Below are 23898 nucleotides of genomic sequence, written 5' to 3' on the forward strand. Positions count from 1 at the left end.
AAAAAAGTGCACCATGGTGCTGATTCGGGAGGATCTCATGCAACAGGAACATACCGCTGGTCTCCACGGGGACTGGCTTCAATTTATGATTTTATCAACCAAACTGGAACTTCCGCCCTTACCAGCAGATACAATGGACCGTCCACGGCTAAGTTTGCAACGCAAAGAATTGTTCCAATCCAAAGTCACTTTGTTGACTGCCCCGGCGGGTTCAGGAAAATCAACACTGTTGGGCAGCTGGGTGAGAAGTGAAGCTGTTCAAGCAGCCTGTGTCTGCCTGGATGATAAAGATCAGGACCCGCTTCCGTTTTGGCTCTACATTATTCATGCACTGAATCGAGTGATTAAGGAACTCTGCGGTGATGTACTGCCACATTTTTTGCAACGGTACCCGATAGACCCCAGGTCAGCATTGATATTATTGTTGAACCGTGTTGCCCAGACCAATCAACATACGCTGCTTATTCTGGATGACTATCACGCAGTAACCCAGCCGGAGATTCATGAACAGATGCAATACTTTATTGAAAATCTCCCCCTATCCATTCATCTAGTCCTGTCTAGTCGAACATATCCTCCATTCAAGCTTGAAAAGCTGCGTCTGAGAGGTGAATTGAAGCAATTTACGCTTCTGGAACTGGCATTTACGCCAGAAGAGGGCATTGAATTTTGCCAACAGATTATGCAATTGGATATTGCCGGGGGAGATGCGCGTGGTTGGGTACAGCAGACGGAGGGGTGGGCTGCCGGATTGAAGCTGCTTGCTTTATCTCACGCATGGGGTGGAAACGCGTTGGTCAGCCCTATGAATTCGGTATCGTCACCTCTCTCGCGTGAAGATCATGGACCTACTGGCGAGAGGACGATTTCAGATTACCTGCTTGAAGAGGTATTCCAGCGTCAGTCACCGGAAATGCAGCAATTTCTGCTCCGGACAGCGATCACGAGAAGAATGAACAGCAGTTTATGTCAGGTATTAAGTGATATGCAGGAAGCTCCACAATTGTTAATGCAACTGGAGAAGGAACATCTTTTTCTTGTTCCACTTGATCGGGAAGCGCACTGGTATCGTTATCATCATTTGTTCTCTGCATTTCTAAAGCGTGAACTGGATCGTCGTGGTACTGAACAAGTAAATGAATTACATGCTCTTGCTGCACTTTGGTATGAACAACGGGGATACCCGGCAGAAGCGTTGGATCATTATATTCTCGGTCAGCACATGCAGGATGCAGCGAGACTGCTGGAAGAGTTGTTTGCCCATTTTATTATGGGAGAGTGGTGGACGCTCCGGCGATACTTTGATGTTGTGCCACTGGAGATCGTGAAATCACGTCCCAAATTATATATGTCCTACCTGTTCCTTGTTGCACGTGAAATGCCTTATGGACAGATGGTGAAGCAGCTTGATGAACTGGAACAAGTGATCCGGGTGCATCTTCAAGGGCGGCTGGAACCTGAGATCATCGGTTATTTGTTGCAAGTTATATGTGTGATGCGAGCATACATGGCCTATTTGAATAGAGATTTAGATGGGCTGGCTCATTATTTGGTGTCCTACATTGATCAGGGCTATCCTGATGATATTGCCTTTCAGTATATGGACTATGATCGGAGAGAGAGTATGCGCCTGCGCAGCTTCCATGGCGTTAATGGCTACTTGAGGCGTGGGGAAGCTTGCTTCGGAGCGATTACGGAACGTTGGTATGCTGAACATGCCTATGTAACGTCCTACTATGGTGTTGGATATGGTGAGATTTTAATGGAGCAAAATCAAATTGCAGAAGCGGTCAGATATGCGGACCGAGCGCTTGAAGTGGCTTTGCAGATCAAGGTGGCTGCGTTGCTTGTTCCAGCTTATGTACTCAAAGCCAGACTTGAACTTACACTGGGTCGACCTGAAGAAGGCTTGAAACTGCTTCAGCAGGTCTCAGGATTATTATCTGTGAAGGATATGGAGTACTGGCAGCCAGCACTGGAAGCACATCAATACCGAATTTTAATTGAAATGAGTCCGGTGGCATCGGCCCAAACCATTCTGGCTAAGTCTGCAAACGAAGGAGATGTGGCTGCTGAGATCAGCTGTGATCAGATTTTCCATTCCATGATTCGCATACGTGCGATGATCGTACTTGAACAGTACGATCATGCACGAGAGGAACTGAGACGAATCCGTAAAAAGGCTGAAGAACGGGACTGGCTCACTGAACAGGTAGAGTGTGCTCTGCTAGAGTCAATCATGCTGCACAAGCAGGGATTCACAGATGCCGGTGTTGTAGCGTTATCCCGTGCTCTGGTGCTGGGAGGACCCGAAGGATATATTCGTTCATTTGTTGCTGAAGGTGAACAGATGAAACAGTTGCTGCAGGACTATCTCTATCTGCGTCGTACAAAGGCGATACATGATGATGGTGTGAAAATGGCTTATGTGAAGCAGCTATTATCTGCTTTTGCAAGAAACAAACGATTGAGAGGCCTCTCATCTGCAGGAGAGGCCGAGCTGGATACAAAGGAAGTGGGACTCAGCCCGATGGAGCAAAAAATATTTGGTCACATCGCTGAGGGCCTGACCAGCAAACAGATTGCTGCCGAGTTTGGCATCTCACCCGGAACTGTTAATACACACATTCGCCGAGTGTTTGCAAAGCTGGGTGCGAGCAGTCGTACTCATGCTGTACAAATCGCGGAGCAGCGGGGATTGTTATGATTTTGTGAAACAGTGTCTACTCTTTTGTAGACTGTTTTCAAGCAAAGGTCTCTCCTACAATGAAGATAATTAAATAACTCTGACGAGTCTTTGCTGACACCAGGGTTTATGTTCATGTGGGAGGTAGCGTTAAAAAATGTCAACACAAGAATCCAAACGAAAAGTTCATAAGGAAAACAAGATCCGTAAGGTCTGGCCTTATTTGGCAGCCCTTCTGTCTTTATCCGTCATTTCTGTTCCCGGGACAATGCATGCAGCGACCGATGCAGTAGACATTCGTGACTTGCAGCAGGCAGCACCTTGGGCCAAGCAAGCCATTGAAAGGGCTGCCGAACAACAGATGATTCTGGCGGATGAAGCAGGGAATTTCAACCCGAGCGCAACGTTAACAAGAGGGGACCTTGCGTATACACTGGCTCAACTATTGGAATTGAACGTGCTGTCGTCAGTCCAGCTTCCAAATCAGTTATTCAGGGATCTGGATCGTAACGCTGAGAATGGTTCCTATATTCGTGCACTTCAATTGGCTGGAATTATGAATGGTTATCCGGATGGTACGTTTCGTCCTGCTGGTCTGGTAACAAGGGAAGAGCTGGCAACAACGATTATTCGGGCTCTGAAGGCTAAAGGATATGATGAAACATTAAATTTGGCCAAAGAGTTGTCATTTAAGGATACTTCCGAAATTAGTGCCTGGGCTTTGCCAAGTGTACAACAGGCTGTTGAGTTGGGAATCTTGAAAGGGGACAATGGAAACTTTGCGCCGAAGCGTTCTACTTCCAGACAGGAAATGGCCGTGATTGCATTACGCGCAACTGAAGTCATTCAAGCTCTTGATGAAGCTGCGAGTCAAGAGGGCGCCAATTCGGAATCCAAACCTGATGAGCCAGGAAAGGTAACCGAGGTACAGGGTACAACTTCAGGCGGCAATAACGCAGGGAACGGTACAGAAAACGCAAACGGTAATTCCGGGGCGGCACCAGGGAATGGAAATGGAAGCACCGGTGGTGGAGGTGGATCTGCGCCAACTACTCCGACGAATCCTTCCACTCCGTCCAATCCAGGTACGGGGAACAGGGTGCCACTGGTTATTAGTGGCGGTTTGCCTGATCAGGAACTTACACTAGATCATGCCGCATTGGACTTGAACGTCTCGACGTATTTTAGTGATCCAGATGGTGATGAATTGCAATTCAGTGTCATAACCGGAGATGCAGCCCTTGTTTCCTCTACTGTCGTAGAAAAAGTGATTCGACTTGTTCCACAGGCTGCTGGAGAAACAATGCTAACGATCAAAGCAGTTGACGTCCAGGGCGCAAGTGTTACGGCACAACTCAAGGTTAAGGTACAGGCCAATACGATAAGTCGCCAATTCCCTGATCCACATTTGGCTGGAGCTATTGCTTATTGGTTGCAAAAGGATATGGATGATCCACTGACCAAAGATGAATTGGTGGAAGCACTCATTCAGACCAATGGAGGGTTGTATGCGAGAAATGCGGGTATTTCCGATCTGACAGGAGTCGAGATATTCAAAGGATTGAATGTAACCGAAATCGACCTTTCCGGAAACGCCATAAGCAAAGCGGATGCCTCTGGATTCGATCACTTGAATTGGCTTGATTTATCCGGTAACGAACTGACGCAGATTAATGTTACAGGATTGAATCAGCTGGAGTATCTGAAACTCGCGAATAATCGACTTGCTTTATTGGATGTGAGCGGACTAGATTCCTTACAAGAACTGGATCTGAACAGTAATGAGCTTGTTCATTTACCCGTTGGAATTGCTGAATTGTCTGATCTGCAATACTTGGATGTGAGTAACAATTCCATATCCCTGAGAGAAGAGCCTGACTTCGCACTGCATCACACGTTGCTGCAACGTTTAGACAGGTATGACTTCGATGATGCTTCTCCTGTATTGATAGAGGCACCTGCGGGTAATACCGCTTATGTTTATGGAGATGAGGTTGAGATTGACCTGTCCTTTATGTTTGAAGATGAAGATGACGTTAGATCAACTCTCACACTACAGGCTGACTCTCCTGATCCTCAATTGGCAGATGTCAGAATGGATGGACAGAAACTATACGTTACTGCACTGGGGACGAGTAGTGAGCCTATTCGGATTGAGGTGAAGGTTACGGACCCTCTGGGCAAAGTTGGTGTAGGTCACGTGTACGTTGATTTGAGAGAAATAGAGTAGCGCATTTTAAAACAGCATATGTGGACTAATGCAAGTTACATCAACGTGCCTTCCGCTATGGAAGGTGCGTTGTTTTTATTTTGTATGGGAAAATATTATGTTAAAATATGCAAGAAATGAATGAGGCTGTGAGTAATGACGATAGGGGGAGAAGAGGATGTCCGAAATAAATATCAATCCAAGTACTTCAGAGGATTCAGAGTATGTTCGCGAGCAACTTATCGCATTTAATGCTGCACATGTGAGCGAGGAATTAAGGCATCGTTACGAAGAATTGAATTTCAATATCAAAAATGAGACCGGCGAGATTGTTGCAGGTGTGCTTAGTACACTTTGCTGGAACTGGCTGGAGGTTGAGATTCTGTGGGTGGATTCTGAACAACGGCATCGAGGATATGGTTCACAGTTGTTGCTTGAAGTTGAGCGAATTGCGCGAGAGAAATCTTGTGATTTTGTCATGTTGAACACCTTCTCCTATCAAGCACCGGAATTTTACAAGAAACATGGCTACCAATTGATCACAACGATCGAGAATGCACCGACCGGACACAGTCATTATTATTTTAAGAAGGACCTCACGTAAGAGAACATACGCGAAATTGGATAAAATCAGGAGGGTTATGATGGTTACCATTAAAGGAATCGAACTTGAAGATTTACCAGCACTAAGCCAGCTATACAATGAGTTGATGGGAATGCCTACCAATGAACAGCAGATGAAAAAGATGTTTCATTACATACAGCAGAATGGTCATTATCATGTGCTTGGGGCATTTTACAATGGCAAACTGGTTGGATCTGTTATGGGGGTTGAGTGTATGGATCTGGTGGGTCCATGCAAACCGTTCATGGTTGTGGAGAATGTGATTGTGTCGGATCAGGTACGCAGGCAGGGCATTGGGCAGAGGTTAATGCTCCAGATTGAGCGGATTGCCAAAGATATGGGTTGTGGTTACATGATTCTGGTGTCTGGCGATCAGCGTAAGGAAGCACATATATTTTATGAGAAGTTAGGTTTCAAGGATGAGAAGGTTCAGGGTTACCGGAAGCATCTTTAACTAAAGACGCATAAAAGAGAGAGGCAGTGGCTCTCTCTCTTTGTGATCTTACTTTACAATTACTCTTTCGAGTTAGACGAGTTGAATCTCATATATTGAGGTGGATGAACATTGTCGATCACGAGAATACCATCAAACTGCTCTTTTGGAACAAAGCTCTCTGGATATATGCCCCAGCTATAAGCAAATCGAGGTTCGAACATCCAGGCGTTCCCTGCCTCTCTTTTTTGATAACGAAGATCAAGGAAACTGTAGGGTGTATTTGTCGCAGACATGATAGCTTCAATTGAACCAGGCAACGCTGGTTCGACATTGTGAACTTCGCCTGCATTATCCGCTGTTTGTCCACTTGAAGCATATAACCCCAGAACATAGCTGATTTCTCTCAATTCCTCAGGGAAGATCTCTCCCATTAGTGGAACTGGATATGAAGAATCCATCACTTTACTGTTTGCTTTACGTATATGATCGTTATGACCCCACACAATGAACTTTTCGTTCGGATATACTTCCGTAGCTAACCAGATCAGATTGTCATTCATGGCTTTATCCCGCCAAACAAGGGAGTCCAGAAATGCATCCATCTTCCCTTCCTCCAATTCAATCAAGGAACGGATAGAAATTTCAATATACTCCTGAGCCAAACGAATTCGATCTTCGAGGCTTCGTTCCAGCAACTTGGATAGTTCCGGATGATTGGGATATTCTTGTTGCAGATAGGTTTGGTTCTCTTTCGATTGCAGTGATTTTAGAATATTTTTGTACGTTTGAATCATTTCCTGTTTCTTTGCACGGTAGGATTGAAGGTCAGCCCCGATATAAAACTCGGACAATTGTTTTTCTGTTTGTGCTAGTTGTTTGGCGAGTTTCTGATCTTTCAGCCAGTGACCATCAAGTAGGGGGGATTGCAGTTGCATGTCAAAACCCGTCAGAATTAATGGCTGTTCCGTTTGAGCACTAGTTTTGAGATAATCAAACAAGGGTAAAATTTCTTTGGACCACCAGACGCCGAAAATGGAGCTTTGCATTGTTTGCTCTGCGCTTTTTTGATTTATTATGGCGTTAGATAGTGATGTATTAGAGAGACCGCTCTCAAAGGCGAGCACATTGTAGCCCATCTCTTTATGTAGAAACTGAATTAATCGGGTTTTAGCTAAGTTGAATTCTGCTACTCCGTGGGAACTTTCACCCAGAAATACGATTCGTTTATCCTTGAGCAGTGGTTTTAACATATCCAAGTCTGTAAAGCTATTACTCTCAATATCTTCATGAACAGGTGTAATACTCTTGATCCGGTAAGCATGTTCTCTGGCCCATTGTTTCCACAGTTCAATCTTTTCATCTGATGTTCTTGCTGTCTGTACTTCAGTCACATGACCCTGTATGGTCTCGATGGAAGATTGGGCATGGGCTTGCCCTGTGGGAAACAACGTTGCAGTAGCCAAAATAACTGTGGTTAATGTAAGAGCGGCAACTCTTTTCCTTTTTCTGAAATGATACAAATAAATACCTCCTTTAATAGTGAATAAAATGAAAATGATTGAGATAAAGGCTATATATGGATTTAATTACACTATATTTAATGTTAGTACTAATGTTGTATTTTTGCAAATGTTGGGACTTATCTAGTGAATTTAGGATGATGGGAGCAGGCCATATATATATGGAATTTGCTCTCTGTAGCTGGCCTATACTCCCCCTATACGGATTTCGTGTCTCAGAGTCAGAGTTCTGATAGAATGGATTAAATTAAACGAGTTAAGAAGAGTACATAGGAGGTTAACACAATCATGCGGATCATAGATAACATTAAAGTCTGGGGGGAACCGCTGGAGAATGCCGTAAGTCAGGCGGTGACTTGCTCGCAATATGGAGATGTATTGGGTGTGGCTCTGATGGCTGACCATCACAAAGGTTACTCGCAACCCATCGGTGGTGTTGTCGCTTATCGGAATATGATCAGTCCGTCAGGTGTCGGATATGATATTGCCTGTGGTAACAAGGCTGTGCGCACCAATCTGATGTGGGATGATATTCGGGATCAGATTGGTACGATTATGGATGACATCAATTCGACCATATCTTTCGGCGTGGGTCGTAACAATCCAACACCCGTGGATCATGAACTGTTCGACGACACGAGCTGGAAGCTGTTTGATACCATCGAACCAGGATTACAGCATAAGCTGAAGACGCTCGCACGCAACCAACTTGGAACCGTAGGCAGTGGCAATCATTTCGTGGATATTTTTGTAGAAGAGGCCACGGGAAAGGTGTGGATCGCGAATCATTTTGGCAGCCGCGGGTTCGGTCACAAAGTGGCGAGTGGGTTCCTTAACCTTGCCGCAGGGCGTCAGTTCAGTGGCAAAGCGCCGGGTGAATCCATGGATCAGCCACCTACATTGTTTAACCTGAACAGCGAAATGGGTGATATGTATTGGGATGGAATGACTCTGGCGGGCAGATACGCCTATGCAGGACGTGATTATGTCATTGAACAGGTGCTTGGAATTCTCGGGGCAAATGCTGAATACACCGTACATAACCATCACAACTTTGCCTGGAAAGAACAGCATATGGGTGAAGAGGTCGTCGTGGTTCGCAAAGGTGCAACGCCACTGGCACCTGAGCAGCTCGGTTTTGTCGGAGGCAGTATGGGTGATATCTCGGTGATTGTGGAGGGGATCCACAGCGAAGAAAATACCGAGTCATTCCGCAGCACCGTACATGGAGCAGGGCGCACGATGAGTCGAACCCAGGCGGCTGGCAAAATGAATTACAAGCTGCGCACACGCATGGGTGGCGAGATTAGCGAAGCCCAGATGCATGAGGCGATTCGTGCCTATGGTGTCGAGCTGCGAGGAGCGGGCACAGACGAAAGTCCGTTTGTGTACAAGAAACTACAGGATGTACTGAACGCACATGCCAATACGTTGAAAATCAACCATGTACTGCGTCCCGTTGGTGTCGCCATGGCCGGAGGTAATGAATTCGATCCGTATAAGGATTAGTCATATATGTTCAACTGAACATTTACACGATAACGGAGAGGGTGAACTTCATGAGGAATTGTGCGATATATAGCTCTCAGTTTGACCTGGATCAGCTGTTTGAATGGATTCAATCCATTTATCCTGAGGGTACGATTAAACGCCGGGAAGACAAGACTCATATTCAAGTGACTCAGAAAAAATGGCTCAGTAAGAAAACCAAAGGCTTTAATATCATGACCAGCCAGACACATCCTGAGGAATTTACGACCATGATTCAGGGGATGCTTGGGTTTTTGAGTCAGATTGAGGGGCACAATGCTTCGCTCCAGGAAAAGGTACTGATCAAATGTTCCACACTGAACATGGTGGTTGGTATTGAGACAGAAGAGGATATCTCAGAAGAATTCTTCGGCGAGTTATTACAACTGGCTGATGCTCTGGATGCTGTGATCTTCTGGGGAGGTGGATCTCTGCTGAATGCACAAGGCCAGTTATTGCTGGATGTGAATGGAGAGTCAGAGGTAGAGGGCTACACGGTGACAGCGCACACCAGTTTCCTGGACGATGCTAGAACCCAGACGGAGTCTGCAATCCAACGTAAAGTGCGTTCAGAGCAACGGTTGACTGAACAAGGCATTCCTTATAATGCGAACTTGCCTGCAAGGGCCGGAGAAGAGCACACCACAATCCGGAGTAAAGAGGAAGTCGCTCGCCGTGCGGTGGCCCTGTGTCTTGCCGCGCTTAAGGGAGAGTGTCTGGGAGCAGGCGAAAGCGCGGACGATACCGCAGCTCTGGTTCAGGAAGTGATCGACAAGTATGAGGCTGAATCCTTTTTCTCACCCATAGAGAAGAGGTTTATCGACCAGCACGGAGCAGAGCAGCAGGAGATCATCTCCTTCTCTTGGGGATATGAAGCGTACCACGTCATGTTGTGGGCGCTAGGTTATGTGGAGGAATTGGGTGCACCAACGGAGTTGTGTAACGTTGGGAAGGATGTCGGTTATTTGCAACAGAAGGACAGCTTTGCCGACTTTCTCTCCGATGCATCTCTGCGCAGCAAGAGCGAGATTCTGGATGAAGCAGATCTGATCTACCGTTACAACTGGGTGTGTGTGGATAGCCGTGTGAATGACAGAACACCTCCTGCAGGACTGAATGGTGGAGTGGCTTATGAACGTCACCGTGCATTGAACTGGATGATCTGTTATCTGGATCAGGCGTGGGATGATGTGCGTACAGATACGTAGAACGGGATGATGTAACGGCCCTAATGTAATAAACAATAAACATTACACACATACAACAAATGCAAATACCCCTATAGCCGCTCAAATACGGTTAAAGGGGTGTTTGGCGTGTGGTTCTGTGTGGACATAAGCTTAACTCCATATATGCTTCAATATGTATATCCACACACATTAACGATCATATATTCTGCTTTTATCCACTATGCCTGCCGAACTGTTCACGAATAATGACATCAGCAAGAATCAACTTTTTCTCGACGTTGCTCTCCGGATTCGCAATGCGCCATAACATCTGATCCACTGCACGCGCACCGAGCAACTCCTTGTTCACATTAACTGTAGCCAGTAATGGGATATTGTCGTATAGATTATCAAATCCCGTGACAACACACTGATCGGGTACACGAATACGCATACTCTCAAGGGCTTCTATAGTGTATAGCCCATAGAAATCGTTCGCACATACAAACACTTCAGGCAGGTTATCCTCACTGATCACCGAAGTGAATGTCTGGCGGAACTCATCCAGTGCCTGATTACTCAGCTCGGGAATCTGATGTATTTCCATCCCATGACCCATAAGCACAGAAGTGTATGCAATCCAGCGTTCATAGAAGCTATGAGCATCCCCGATATTGCCAACGAACTGGAATGTTTTGAAGCCCTTGCGGAGCAAATAGAGCATGATCTCCCGCATGGATGCAAAGTTATCAGTGAATATGCTGTCACTGTGAAAAACAGGGTCCAGATGATCCACCATCACAACCGGAATACTGAGACGCTTGATTTCAAGCAGAATCGGGGTCGAGATCGAGCCAACGGTAATGATTCCACGAATGGCATCCGGGTTGAGAAGGGTGAATAGCTGGTCTGCGGATGGTTCCGTCAAGGTTAGAATGTTAATGCCTTTTTGGTTCAACTTGGAAGAAATCCCGTTAAAGACGGGTCCCCAGTATACGGAGTCCTGATTTTGGTACCGAACATTGGGAAATAAAATCAAGATCGTTCCGCTTGAACGTGTGTTCTTCGGTTCCTGAAGTTCATGGCTGTTATACAGTTCACCAGACAACATGCTGTTATCTTTGAAATATCCAAGTTTGCCAGCGGCCTTGAGAATGACATCCCTCGTTTGATCGCTAACTCCCGATTTTCCAGACAAAGCTCGTGATACCGCGAATTTCGACAAACCCGTAAAATGTGCAATCTCCTGAATTGTTACCTTTGTCTTCATCATACCATCCTTACACTCGTAGTTCTGCCGTATTCCTTATTTGGAGCGATATCCAACTGTTCCTAGTATAACATGATGTATTTCTCTTAATCTAATAACGGACAGAGAATTCAAAATGTTAGTGATGCACAGTATTTTAGGATGAATGTTCAACGTGACGGTAAGCATATTTTCAGATAGAATGACGAATTTTGTCTGTTGAATTATTATTTTGTTATTCTATAAAAATAACAAAATAAACAAAGTTAGAATCATGGTTTAATAAGTTTGTACTTAGAGTCCTGGATATTGAATAAGCTGTAATACAGGAATATTAGAGGTTAATCAGCATTTTATCAGAATAATTAGAAAATGTTAACAACAAAAATGTTGACGCTTACATTTTGCTGTGTTAAATTTTGTTTGTCAAAAACAAACAAGAAAATAACAAATGGTGGTGGTTGTTTATTTTCGATTGGTTGATGAGCGGGGTTAACGATTTAGGGTGAAGCATGATTGGTATACACATTCGGGGAGGTTGTTAAAATCATGATGAGAAGATGGAATGTTCTACCTCTGATGTTATTGGCTGTGATGCTTTTTGTATCCGCTTGCAGTGGTGGGGGGACAACGCCGACGGGGACAGACGCAGAGGGAACAACGAACTCAGGCAACAGCACCGAAATCGCTGAAACAGACAAAGAGGACGCAGCGGAAGAAGTTGTGGCGAATGTGCCTGATCTGGGTGGACGTGTCATCAAGGTTGCGGCTTGGTGGGATCTGAAACCGGCAGGAGAGACGGCCTCGGATAAGGCCAGACTCGATAAAATTGCAGAGGTGGAGAAGAAATACAACGTAAAACTGGAGTTCGTCAATGTACCTTTCGAAGAATACATGAACAAATTCACCACGTCTGCGCTGGCCGGCGAACCATTCGCTGATATCGTTCAGATGGAATACAAATCCGCACTACCCGCTATCCTCAAAGGGCAGCTATTGCCCATCTCCGAATTCACTACACCTGAGAACAACATCAACCAAGAGGCTAACCTGATTACCAAATTCCCTGCCATTGCAGGCAATGAATACGCCTTCGAATCTCCAACCAGCATCGGTCTGGGACTTCACTATAACCGTGACTTGTTCAAAAAATTATCTCTGCCTGATCCTCAAGAACTTTATAACCAAGGTAAATGGGACTGGGATAAATTCATGGAACTTGCCAAACAGGCAACCAAAGATACCAATAACGACGGCAAAACTGACGTATTCGGATTTTCTGGCTGGGCGCTTGATGTCGTTCGTCATTTTACCGCGGCCAATGGTGGAACGATCGTGGATGATGCCAATAGCAAGGAAGGATTATCCGATCCGAAAACGATTGAAGCAACCGAATTCGTTAAACGGTTGTATAACGTGGAGAATGTCGTGAAGGTCAAAACCGGCGACAAAACCAACTGGGAGGAAAGCAATACGTTCAAGGATGGAGACGTAGCTCTGTTCACTGCTGCTGAATGGCAATTGGGCGATCTCACCTTTGCTGTCGGCGTTGTACCGGTTCCGAATGGGCCACAGGGTAGCAAAGAGGTAACGTATGCAAACAACGCGGCATCGGCGAAGTTCATTCCAAAAGGTGTGGAGGATCCAAAGATCGTCTACCAAATCTATGAAGAGACCTTCGACATCCCACAGATTGAAGAGTATCCAGGTCAAGACTATCTGGAGAGTCGTTATACCGATGAGAAGGATATTGCGATCATTCGCGAGCACATCGCTGGAACAGGCCGTATCTTGTTGGATGATGCCTACACGGGGTACCCTTTTGGGGATTTTGTGAACGATATCATCAAAGACAATGCTTCCGTCACAGCAACGGCTGAGAAATACAAAGCGCAGGCACAAGCTGCCATTGATAAACTGGGCAAACAATAAGAACTTATCACCAGCAAAAGATTCAGGCAGGGGCTCGTGTCGGCAAGGTTGCACAGAGCCCCTTTTCCTGAACCACCAAATCGGCATTGCTGGCATCAGCCTTGATGAGGAGGACTCGGAGGATGGCTGGAATTCTACAACGTAAGACATGGATATGGTCCACAGTGATCATCGTGGCAGCAGCCTGCATCATTCTATATGTAACTTCCGGCGCTGATGGGAAGAGTGCAGACGTTCCACCTGGCAGTCTGCCTGCCATTGAAGTGGATGCGGTCTTGAAGCAGACCCGGCAGAAAAAGGGATACGAACAGTATCGATCCGGAACGGATCAGGCTACACAGCCGAATGTGGACATCACCATTGAAGCAGGAGATTACATAAAAGCCGAAGGTGAAGACGTCCGCAAACTGACTAATTATGAGGGAATGGATGGTGTATCTCTCCATACCGGAGAGACCGGACAAGTCGATTGGACCATTAACGTGCCGGAGACCGGGCTGTATAACCTGTCCGCCACCTATTATCCCGTTGAAGGCAAGAGTTCGGCCATTGAGCGTGCATTGTACATTGATGGTGAACTTCCTTTTGCGGAAGCCGCCTATTTGCAGTTTGACCGGGTGTGGGCCAATGAGAAAGATGTTGTTGAGCAGGACAATCAAGGTAATGACCTACGCCCGAGACAAGTGGAGCAACCACGCTGGATGGAAGAAACGTTTCAGGACTCCGACGGGTACGAACAGAATCCATTCAAGTTTTATTTGGAAAAAGGGGAACACACGCTAACGCTAAAATCATCACGCGAACCCATGGTGATTCGGTCCATTCGTCTTTTCAATGAGAAGACAGCTGTTCCTTACGCGGAAACTGCAGGTGCACAACAGTCGGATTCCTCCGGGCAGCCGAAGGATGTACTTATTCGCATTGAAGGAGAAGCCGCGATTGCCAAATCTTCACCTACGTTATACCCGACCAGCGAAAGGTCAAGTTCTGCTGTATCTCCTTACAGCGCTTCCCAGGTACGCATTAATACGATTGGCGGCTTTAACTGGCGTCTGCCAGGACAATGGATCGAATGGGAAGTGGATGTGCCGGAGAGCGGACTTTATCATATCGGTTTTACCGCACAGCAGAATTTTGTCAAAGGCATCTATTCTACACGCAAGCTCACCATTGATGGTGAAGTCCCGTTTGCAGAGATGGCCCAAGCCCCTTTCCGTTATCAAAGTGATTATCGCATTGATGTCATGGGGGGCAAAGAAGCATACAGATTTCACTTGGAAAAAGGAAAACATGTGCTACGGCTGGAGAACAGCCTCGGTGACTTTGCACCGCTCATCCGCAATGTAGAGGACAGTCTGTACAACTTGAACTCCATGTACCGACGCATTCTGATGATCACAGGTACCAAACCTGATGAATTCCGGGATTATCGGGTGGAGGAGCAGATTCCGAACCTGCTGGAAGTGTTCAGTGGGGAAAGTAACCGACTCAAAGAAGTGGCCGCACAGCTTCGTCTTCTGTCAGGACAGTCCAGCGATCAGGAAGCTCTGATCAAGACAATGGCGCTGCAACTGGACGAGATGATTGACAAGCCAGATACCATTCCAAGACGGCTTGCGGCTTACAAAACCAACACAGGTGGTCTCGGCACATGGGTGCAGCAGGCACGAGAGCAGCCTCTTGAGATTGACGCACTGTACGTCACTTCGATTGACCAAGATATTCCCGGAACAGGCATGGGACCACTCGCAAAACTTGGTCATGAAGCGAAGATATTCTATCATTCGTTCTTCATTGATTATAACCAGATCGGCAATGTAGCTACATCGGAAGATCAGCGTACGGTAACCGTCTGGATTGGTAGCGGACGAGACCAGGCGAATACGATGAAAGCGATGATCGACAAGACCTTCACACCAGACAGTGGCATTAACGTGAATCTGAAGCTGGTGAATATGGGAACCTTGCTGCCAGCGACCTTGTCCGGTGAAGGTCCGGATGTAGCGATGCAGATCGGCAATGATCTGCCGGTGAACTTTGCGATGCGGAACTCGGCTGTAGATCTGACGCAATTCAGTGATTATAGCACTGTAGAACAGGAGTTCAGAGAAAGTGCAATCGTGCCGTATGCCTATGATTCAGGCGTATACGCCCTGCCGGAAACACAAACCTTTAATATGCTGTTTTATCGTAAAGATGTGCTCGAAGAACTCGGACTTGAAGTGCCTCAGAACTGGGAGGATGTGGAGGCTCTACTCGCGATTCTGAGCAAAAATCACATGGAATTCGGTATGCCGGTTGTGACCCAGGCGAATATGCAGGGGGTTAATATTCCGCCGAACTCGCAGTATGCCACGATGCTGCTCCAGAACGGCGGCGCCTTCTATCGGAACGATGACAAGGAATCGGATCTGGATTCCCGGATCGGGATCGAGACGTTCAAGCAGTGGACGGAGTTCTATACCGATTACAAGCTGGAACGGGAATATGATTTTGCCAACCGTTTCCGGACAGGACAGATGCCTATTGGGTTAACGGATTACACCATGTACAACCAGTTGTCCGTATTTGCACCGGAGATTCGAGGCTTATGGGGATTCGTTCCTGTACCGGGAACCGTTCAAGCGGATGGGACTTTGAATCGGGACGTACCGGGTGGAGGCAGCGCAGTCATGATGCTGGAGGGTGCCAAGGATCAGGATGCGGCGTGGGCGTTCATGAAGTGGTGGACCAGTACACCGATTCAGGCGGAATTTGGACGGGAGATGGAAGGGCTGATGGGTGCCGCTGCCCGTTATCCAACGGCCAACATCAAGGCACTGGATTCCCTGCCGTGGCCTGCCGAAGATTACACCAATCTGAAGGCTCAATTCGAAATGGTGAAGGGCATTCCCGAAGTACCCGGTGGTTATTTTACAGGCCGCCATCTCTTTAATGCATTCTACAAAACTGTTGTTGGCCAAGTGGAAGCCAGGGAATCCATCATGGATTACACCCAATATATTCAGGACGAGATTCGAGTGAAACGTAATGAATTTGGTCTTCCGTAAGCAGAGGGAGGGTTAACCGTGCCACAAATATCACTCCGAGACGGACAAAACAGTCCTCCTGAGAAAGCGTCAAGGATGGGCATGAAGTCGTGGTGGAGCTGGAAGCTCCAGGAAATGAAGGCCAGCAAACATTCCTATGTTCTGCTTGCACCGTATATGCTCCTGTTCCTCATGTTTACCGTGATTCCGGTTGTCATCTCGATCATACTCAGCTTCACCTACTTTAATATGCTGGAATTTCCACGTTTCATTGGCTGGCAGAACTATACTCGCCTGTTTCTGGAGGATGATGTATTCCTGATTGCAATCAAGAATACGTTGCTGTTTGCCATCATTACCGGGCCGATCAGTTACATTGCTTGCTTCGTCTTCGCGTGGATTATTAATGAGTTAACACCGAAATGGAGAGCGTTCATGACACTGATCTTCTACGCACCCTCCATCTCGGGCAATGTGTATTTTATCTGGCTGATGATTTTCTCGGGAGATCGTTATGGTATTGCCAATGGGCTGTTGATCAAATGGGGTTTTCTGCTGGAGCCAATCCAATGGCTGAAGACGGAAGCCTACATTATGCCTATTCTCATTCTCGTGCAGCTATGGCTGAGTCTCGGAACCGGATTTCTGGCGTTTATCGCCGGTTTGCAGACGGTGGACCGGACGTTGTACGAAGCGGGAGCGGTGGATGGGATCAAAAATCGCTGGCAGGAGCTATGGTACATTACCCTGCCTTCAATGCGTCCACAGCTCATGTTCGGCGCAGTTATTCAGCTTACAACCTCGTTTGCCGTGGCTGATGTGTCGATTGCACTGGCCGGGTTCCCAAGCGTGAACTATGCGGCAGAGACGGTAGTCACCCACTTGATCGACTTTGGTACTACGCGGTTTGAGATGGGATACGCATCGGCGATTGCCACCGTGCTGTTCATGATTATGGTGGGCACCAACTTGCTGGTACAGAAACTGCTTCGAAGGGTGGGAGAATAGCTATGGCTGCAATTGCGACAGGCAAAAAGCGGGTGAATCGCTCGCTATCGGGAAGTCTCTCCCTGTTTGCCCTTCTGCTCGTATTTGGTGCCTTCATGGTGCTGCCGCTGATCTATGCGATCAACAATGCATTCAAACCATTGGATGAGATTTTCACCTTTCCACCAACGCTATTTGTCAAAAATCCCACGTTCAGCAACTTTTCAGATCTGCTGAATCTGCTGAGTGACTCGTGGGTACCGTTCTCACGTTATATATTCAACACGGTATTTATTACAGGCATCGGTATCGTAGGCCATGTGCTTCTGGCTTCCGCAGCGGCGTACCCGCTTGCCAAGCACAAGTTTCCGGGCAAAGTATTCATGTTCCAAGTGGTCGTACTGTCACTGATGTTCACACCAGCAGTGACGGCAATTCCGAACTACATGATCATGTCCTGGCTCGGATGGATCGATACGTACTGGGCTGTTATCATTCCGGCATTTGCCTATTCACTCGGGTTGTACCTGATGAAACAGTTCATGGAGCAGATCCCGGATGCACTGCTGGAAGCAGCCAAAATTGATGGTGCCAGTGAATACCGGATCTTTTGGTCCATCGTTATGCCTAATGTGAAGCCAGCCTGGCTGACATTGATCATACTGCTGTTCCAGATGTTATGGGGCAGTGATGGCAATGGATACATCTACAGCGAGCAGCTCAAGACTCTGCATTATGCAGCGGGTCAGATTATTCAGGGCGGAATATCCCGGGCAGGAGCGGGTGCTGCGGTAGCACTGATTTTGATGAGTGTGCCGATCACGCTATTTATTTTCTCTCAGAGCCGAATCATTGAGACGATGGCGAGTTCGGGCATGAAGGATTAAGGGGGAACGATATGGCACGCACAGTGAAAAGATGGCTTGTTCTCCTGGCGGCAGTATCTCTGTTGCTGGTGAATGCCGTGCCTGCGGCGGCCTCCCCGGCGCCGTATGAGAGTTATAACTACAACTACTGGAAAGAGGCTGTTCCTTCACCAGATGCCTATCTGCCCGAGCGCACCATTTCAGGCCGTGACCTCGGCATTAGTGAGTTCAAAGACCCCGGTGATGTGAACGTTTCACCCTCCGGGTTGATCTATATTTTGGATAGCGGCAACAATCGAATCATCGTATTGGACCCAGGCTTTAAGCTGCTGAGTGTAATCGATGGATTCATGATGGAGGGCAGCAAGGAGACCTTTAACCTTCCAGGTGGATTGTTTGTAGATGAAGAAGAACGCATATACGTCGCCGATACGGGTAACGGTCGTGTGGTTGTCCTGGATGGAGAGGGGACGCTGATTCAAACCATTACGAAGCCCGAGTCGGATATCCTGTCGACCCAATTCCAGTTTCAGCCTTTGAAACTAACGGTGGACCATGTAGGCCGAGTGTACGTTGTGGCGCAAGGGGTCTACGAAGGGATTATGCAGTTTGACGAGAGTGGGAAATTTATCGGATACGTCGGTACCAACAAAGTGGAGCGGGACTACGGCGAATATATCTGGCGCATGTTATCCACCAAAGCCCAGCGCGCACAGATGGTCCTGTTTGTCCCGACGGAGTTCTCCAATGCGGATATTGACCACAAAGGATTTGTGTATGCAACGAATATTGATCCCGGCTCGAATGAACCGATCAAACGGCTGAATCCGTCTGGTGAAGATGTGCTGAAGCGGTTTGGTTATTACGACGTCAAAGGCGATATTCGGTTCCGTAACAATCCCGGTCCATCCAAACTGATCGATGTGAAAGTGCTGGGCGACGGCATGTACAGTGTACTGGATGCGACACAGAACCGGGTGTTCACGTACGACGATGAAGGTCATCTGCTCTACATGTACGGTGGCAAAGGAAATCAGGTGGGCACGCTCAAAACACCTGTCGCGATTGAACAATCGGGTGAGCATCACTTGGTTCTGGATCGGGGAAAGAACAACCTTGTTGTCTATGAGCCAACCCGTTTTGGTGCCCGTGTGAATGAAGCGGTGGCCCTCCACTATCGGGGCGAGGACACGGAAGCCGTGAATATATGGAGAGAAGTGCTTAAGCTGAATGCCAACTATGATATTGCCTATATCGGCATCGGCAAGTCCTTATTAATGGAGAAGAAAAACGAGGAAGCGCTAGGTTATTTTGAACTTGGGATGGATCGCAAGAGTTATTCTGTGGCGTTTAAGAGGCATCGGCGGGAGATGATGAAGGAACATTTTGGTACATTCCTGACCGCTGTAATCGCGCTAATTGTCATTCTGATCCTGACCCGTGTGGCGGTTAAATGGAGACGGAGGAGGCAGGTTGATCGTGAAGCAGGATTTCATTAAGTTTCCGCTGCATCTCATTTTTCACCCCATAGATGCATTCTGGGATCTCAAGTCGGATAACCGGGGACGGCTGCTTGTTGCTTTTGCAGCACTCGCGCTTACCATTGTCATGATGATTTTGCAAAAGCAGTATGCAGGATTTCTCGTCAATTACATCGACCCTCGCACGATTAACAGCATCATTGAGATCGCCACAGTTGCGGTACCTTTCTTTCTATGGTGCATGGCCAACTGGGCAGTAACAACCTTGATGGAAGGGGAAGGCAAGTTCAGGGAAATCGTTCTGGCAACAGGTTACTCGCTCATTCCGGTTATTCTGGTCTATGCCCCGATGATCGTGGTTAGCCGGTTCATGGTGCAGGAGGAGACTGCTTTTTATTATCTGTTCAATAGCATCGCGTTTTTCTGGTTTGTACTGCTTCTGTTCATTGGCATGATGACGGTACACCAGTACACGGTGGTTAGAACGATCGTTACGATGGTGCTGACACTCATTGTGATGGGCATTATTGTATTCCTTGGCGCACTGGTCTTCAGCATGCTGCAACAGTTGTACGAATTCGGTTATAACATCTACCGCGAGTTGATTTTTCGGACCTAAAGGAGGCGGCATCCGTGAATAAAAGGCAACGAATATATACGGTGCTGGCTGGTGGTACAGCTGTAATCATGATTGCAGCCGGACTGCTGTATATAAACAACAGGGGCATTCCTGCCGTAGAAGCCGCGGCTTATATGGATGCAACAACCGAAGCCATGCCCGTCACGGAGGACCCGTTGCAGTTTCTTGGCGACTCTTCGCAGGGTGTGCCTGGTATGAAGCTGGTCGCCGAAGATCAGGGTTTGGCCTTGTACTATAACGAGGAGACAACGGAAATCGCAGTACGTAACGGGAAAAGTGGAGAGATCTGGTACAGCAACCCGAAAGAACGGGCGGAGGACAGTCTCGCTTCCGCATATGAAAAAGAGGTCCTGTCCTCCCAGTTGAACGTGTCTTTCCGGGATTCGATGGGCACTTTGGAGAACTTTCCAAATTTCAGTTCGAGTATAAGCAACAAACAATTCACCGCAGGCCAGATCGATCAGGGCATACGGGTCAACTATACACTTGGTGATACATCACTTGGTATTGATGCACTGCCCAAGCTGATCAGCAAGCAGCGACTCGAGGAGAAGGTTCTTTCCAAGCTGGATGCTACTGTCGCAAGATACACGTCTGCGCGTTATTATCCAACCAAGAACAATCCGGATATTCTGGAACGGCTGGATGGACAGATTTCGAAGCAGCTTGTGCTGAACAAGATGTTGAGTGCATTTGAGACGGCAGGTTACACGGCGGACGATCTGGCTTTTGACAATCAGGAGAATGGAGTCGAAGGCGGAGGCGTGTCTGATAAGCCAAGCTTTGTTATTTCTGTGGAATACCGACTGGAGCAGGGAGCGCTTGTTGTGAGCGTGCCCTTGAGTCAGATTCAGGAAAGTGGGCAATACCGCATTCGAAATATTGATTTGCTCGCTTATTTTGGTGCTGCGGATACGAAAGGTGAAGGCTACATGCTCGTACCTGACGGTTCGGGTAGCCTGATCCACCTGAACAACGGGAAAACCCAGGAAGAGCAGTATGTACAGCGTGTATATGGGGCAGACCCGAATGATAATTCACTCAGTCGTCCTCAGGTTAGTGAATCCGCGCATATGCCTGTGTTTGGTCTGAAAAACGGGGAGAATGCCTGGTTTGCAGTCATTGAAAAAGGGGATGGCATAGCCAGTATCTCCGCGGATATAGGAGGCAGGCAGAACAGTTACAATCACGTGCATGCGACCTTCTCCCTGCGGGGTGAGGATGAACTGGAGATGTACACCTCGCAGAAAATGCAGGAGATTCAGCTGCTTGGCGAAGAGCCTTACCGCGGAGATATTCAGGTCCGCTATCATTTCCTTCATGGAGAAGATGCCAGTTACTCGGGTATGGCCCGCCTGTATCAACAGCAGTTGATCGAGCAGGATGTACTGAAACCCCTCGTGGAACAGACAGAGTTGCCGTTTTATGTAGATGTGCTTGGTGCAGTGGACAAAAAGGCTTCGTTCCTAAGCGTGCCCTATCGGAGCACTTTAGCTATGACGACGTACGAACAGGCCACCGAAATGGCAGCGAAGTTACAGCAGGAAGGTGTGAACCGTGTACAAATGCGGTATCAGGGATGGTTCGGTGGTGGCATCGGCCATCACACGCCAACCCAGGTGAAGTTGGACAGTGAAGTAGGCAGTCGTTCCGAACTGCAAGCGTTGTCCGCTAAGCTTGAGCAGTCGGGTGGAGCTTTGTTCCCGGATGTGGCTTTCCAGCACATTTATCACGATGATATGCGCTTTGCTCCTTCCTCGGATGCAGCGCGGTTTGTCACCAAGGAGACAGCAGAACTGTATCCGTACAATCCTGCACTTAATCGCATGGATCAGAGTAGGGACAGCTATTATTTGCTCTCAGCGGCCAAGCTTCCTTATGTGGTTAGTGAGTTTGCTGACAAATTCAATCAATTGGATCTCGGCGGGTTATCCCTTCGTGATCTTGGGCAGGTCCTGACTTCAGATTATCGGGATAGTCGGGTGATTCATCGGGAGACGGCGAAGCACATTGTGAAGGAGCAGCTGGGCAAGCTGGAACAGTCCTATCCGAACCTGATGGTATCCGCCGCAAATAGCTACGCTTGGGGTAGTGCACAACATGTTGTGAATGTACCCGCAGGGTCGAGTCGGTTCAATATTACCGATGAAGAAGTTCCTTTTTATGCGATGGTCATTCATGGGTACATGAATTACGCAGCATCTCCGATGAACACGTCGGGGGATCAGGATCTGCGCAAACAGTTGCTGCGAAGCCTGGAGCTTGGGGCCGCTCCGTATTTTCAATGGACCTATGAGCCATCTTCCCGGCTGAAACTTACGAATTATGATTCGGCCTACGCTACCGAGTATAGCTATTGGGTGGATGACGCTGTTGCCTTGTATAAGCAGGCCAATGAAGTGCTGGGAAAACTGGAGAATGAGCAGATCCTGAAGCATGAACGCATCCAGGATGGCGTGGTCCGGATCACTTATACGGGCGGTACATCCATCCTTGTGAATTACAATGCGGACGCAGTAACCGTGGATGGAACAACAGTTGACGGGATTGACTATGTGGTGGAAGGAGTGAACCGATGAGAACCATTCGATTATCGCTGAAGTCACGGAGAGCGCTGCTTGGACTTGCATTTATTTCTCCGTGGTTGCTCGGTTTCATCTTCCTCTTTGCCACGCCGCTCCTGCAATCGATTCGGTTTAGTCTGAGTAATCTGTCCGTTGCTCCGGGCGGGTACGTTCTGGACTTCGTTGGATTTAAAAATTTCAAGGATGCGCTTCTGTTTGATGCTACATACAACCGGATTCTGGTGGATTCCGTAGGAGCAATGCTGCTGAATGTGCCGATGATCCTATTCTTCAGTCTGTTCACGGCTACATTGCTCAACCAGAAGTTCAGAGGCAGAACGATGGCGCGTGCGATCTTTTTCCTGCCGGTTATTCTGGCTTCCAGTGCAGTCGCAGCAGCGGAGTCTGCAGGATTGATCAATCTGATGGGAGATGCAAGTGCGGTCGATGCATCAGCCGATGGCGGGGCTTCGTTCAACGTGGTGTCCATTGTGCGGATGCTGGCGGATGTGGGATTGCCAATGGCCTATGTGGATTACATTGTAGAAGCCATCATGCGGATCTATGAGATTATTAGCAGCTCAGGTGTTCAGATTTTGATCTTCCTCGCCGCGCTGCAGTCGGTACCTGGATCAATGTATGAGGTTGCGAAGATCGAAGGGGCGACAGCTTATGAATCATTCTGGAAAATTACATTTCCTATGGTCAGTCCGTTGATTCTGACAAATGTCATCTATACAATCATTGACTCATTTGCCGGGAGTCCGGTCACACAGGCCATCTACCAAACCGCATTCAAAACCCAGAACTTTGGCTTAAGCTCGGCGATGTCCTGGCTGTACACGCTGGTGATTGGTCTTGTACTGATCGTAGTGGGGTGGGTGTTGTCACGGCGGGTTCACTATAACTGACGGTTAACATTAAGGGAGGATTCAGATTATGGCTGCATCAGGGACAGATCGCATGGTAGTAGTT

The 23898-nt window shown here is 47.6% G+C and carries 16 protein-coding genes; 14 read left to right on the top strand and 2 right to left on the bottom strand.

Going from position 1 to position 23898, the window contains the following annotated elements; all coding sequences use genetic code 11:
- Positions 1–37 precede the first annotated feature (37 nt).
- From F0220_RS08470 to F0220_RS08485, 4 genes are all read left to right on the top strand, one after another.
- On the top strand, positions 38–2707 hold the full coding sequence (locus F0220_RS08470; RefSeq protein ID WP_181155326.1) for a winged helix-turn-helix domain-containing protein: 2670 nt from the start codon (positions 38–40) through the stop codon (positions 2705–2707).
- Between the two features lie 136 nt (positions 2708–2843).
- Positions 2844–4916 carry an S-layer homology domain-containing protein gene (locus F0220_RS08475; protein WP_105597895.1) on the top strand — a complete coding sequence of 691 codons (2073 nt, stop codon included), beginning with the start codon at positions 2844–2846 and terminating at the stop codon, positions 4914–4916.
- A 157-nt stretch (positions 4917–5073) separates the two neighbouring features.
- Positions 5074–5499, top strand: coding sequence for a GNAT family N-acetyltransferase (locus F0220_RS08480; protein ID WP_105597896.1), 426 nt, complete (start codon positions 5074–5076; stop codon positions 5497–5499).
- A gap of 40 nt (positions 5500–5539) precedes the next feature.
- Positions 5540–5974: a GNAT family N-acetyltransferase gene (locus F0220_RS08485; protein WP_076318268.1), complete on the top strand. Its 435-nt coding sequence runs from the start codon at positions 5540–5542 to the stop codon at positions 5972–5974.
- A 59-nt stretch (positions 5975–6033) separates the two neighbouring features.
- On the opposite strand, the gene F0220_RS08490 is transcribed toward F0220_RS08485, so the two are convergent.
- A complete protein-coding gene (locus F0220_RS08490) occupies positions 6034–7476 on the bottom strand; it encodes an erythromycin esterase family protein (protein WP_105597897.1) in 1443 nt (480 codons plus the stop codon).
- A 288-nt stretch (positions 7477–7764) separates the two neighbouring features.
- Here F0220_RS08490 and F0220_RS08495 point away from each other — a divergent pair, with 288 nt between their 5' ends.
- The gene (locus tag F0220_RS08495) at positions 7765–8985 is read left to right on the top strand and encodes an RtcB family protein (RefSeq protein ID WP_105597898.1); all 1221 of its coding nucleotides are present in this window, start codon (positions 7765–7767) and stop codon (positions 8983–8985) included.
- 50 nt (positions 8986–9035) lie between these two features.
- Entirely contained in the window at positions 9036–10214 is a 1179-nt protein-coding gene (locus F0220_RS08500) for a DUF4272 domain-containing protein (RefSeq protein WP_105597899.1), read from the top strand.
- A 193-nt stretch (positions 10215–10407) separates the two neighbouring features.
- Here the strand turns inward: F0220_RS08500 and F0220_RS08505 are convergent, their stop codons facing one another.
- On the bottom strand, positions 10408–11445 hold the full coding sequence (locus F0220_RS08505; protein ID WP_105597900.1) for a LacI family DNA-binding transcriptional regulator: 1038 nt from the start codon (positions 11443–11445) through the stop codon (positions 10408–10410).
- 528 nt (positions 11446–11973) lie between these two features.
- Here F0220_RS08505 and F0220_RS08510 point away from each other — a divergent pair.
- The 8 genes from F0220_RS08510 to F0220_RS08545 all read left to right on the top strand — a co-directional run bounded on the left by F0220_RS08510 (position 11974) and on the right by F0220_RS08545 (position 23834).
- Complete coding sequence (locus F0220_RS08510) at positions 11974–13356, top strand: ABC transporter substrate-binding protein (RefSeq protein ID WP_411157704.1); 1383 nt, start codon at positions 11974–11976, stop codon at positions 13354–13356.
- 122 nt (positions 13357–13478) lie between these two features.
- Positions 13479–16406, top strand: a complete 2928-nt coding sequence (locus F0220_RS08515) for an extracellular solute-binding protein (protein WP_105597901.1) — start codon at positions 13479–13481, stop codon at positions 16404–16406.
- A gap of 75 nt (positions 16407–16481) precedes the next feature.
- The gene (locus tag F0220_RS08520) at positions 16482–17393 is read left to right on the top strand and encodes a carbohydrate ABC transporter permease (RefSeq protein ID WP_047842211.1); all 912 of its coding nucleotides are present in this window, start codon (positions 16482–16484) and stop codon (positions 17391–17393) included.
- A gap of 2 nt (positions 17394–17395) precedes the next feature.
- Positions 17396–18259 carry a carbohydrate ABC transporter permease gene (locus tag F0220_RS08525; protein WP_105597902.1) on the top strand — a complete coding sequence of 288 codons (864 nt, stop codon included), beginning with the start codon at positions 17396–17398 and terminating at the stop codon, positions 18257–18259.
- Between the two features lie 11 nt (positions 18260–18270).
- Positions 18271–19737, top strand: coding sequence for an NHL repeat-containing protein (locus F0220_RS08530; protein ID WP_091014931.1), 1467 nt, complete (start codon positions 18271–18273; stop codon positions 19735–19737).
- Entirely contained in the window at positions 19718–20338 is a 621-nt protein-coding gene (locus F0220_RS08535) for a YIP1 family protein (protein ID WP_091014929.1), read from the top strand. The genes F0220_RS08530 and F0220_RS08535 overlap by 20 nt, the downstream gene beginning before the upstream one ends.
- Positions 20339–20352: 14 nt before the next feature.
- Positions 20353–22938 (top strand): DUF5696 domain-containing protein, encoded by a 2586-nt coding sequence (locus F0220_RS08540; RefSeq protein ID WP_105597903.1) that lies wholly within the window; start codon positions 20353–20355, stop codon positions 22936–22938.
- Positions 22935–23834, top strand: a complete 900-nt coding sequence (locus tag F0220_RS08545; protein WP_105597904.1) for a carbohydrate ABC transporter permease — start codon at positions 22935–22937, stop codon at positions 23832–23834. Before F0220_RS08540 ends, F0220_RS08545 begins: the two co-directional genes overlap by 4 nt.
- Positions 23835–23898 lie beyond the last annotated feature (64 nt).

The sequence above is a fragment of the Paenibacillus sp. 37 genome, from assembly GCF_008386395.1.
Lineage (GTDB): Bacteria > Bacillota > Bacilli > Paenibacillales > Paenibacillaceae > Paenibacillus > Paenibacillus amylolyticus_B.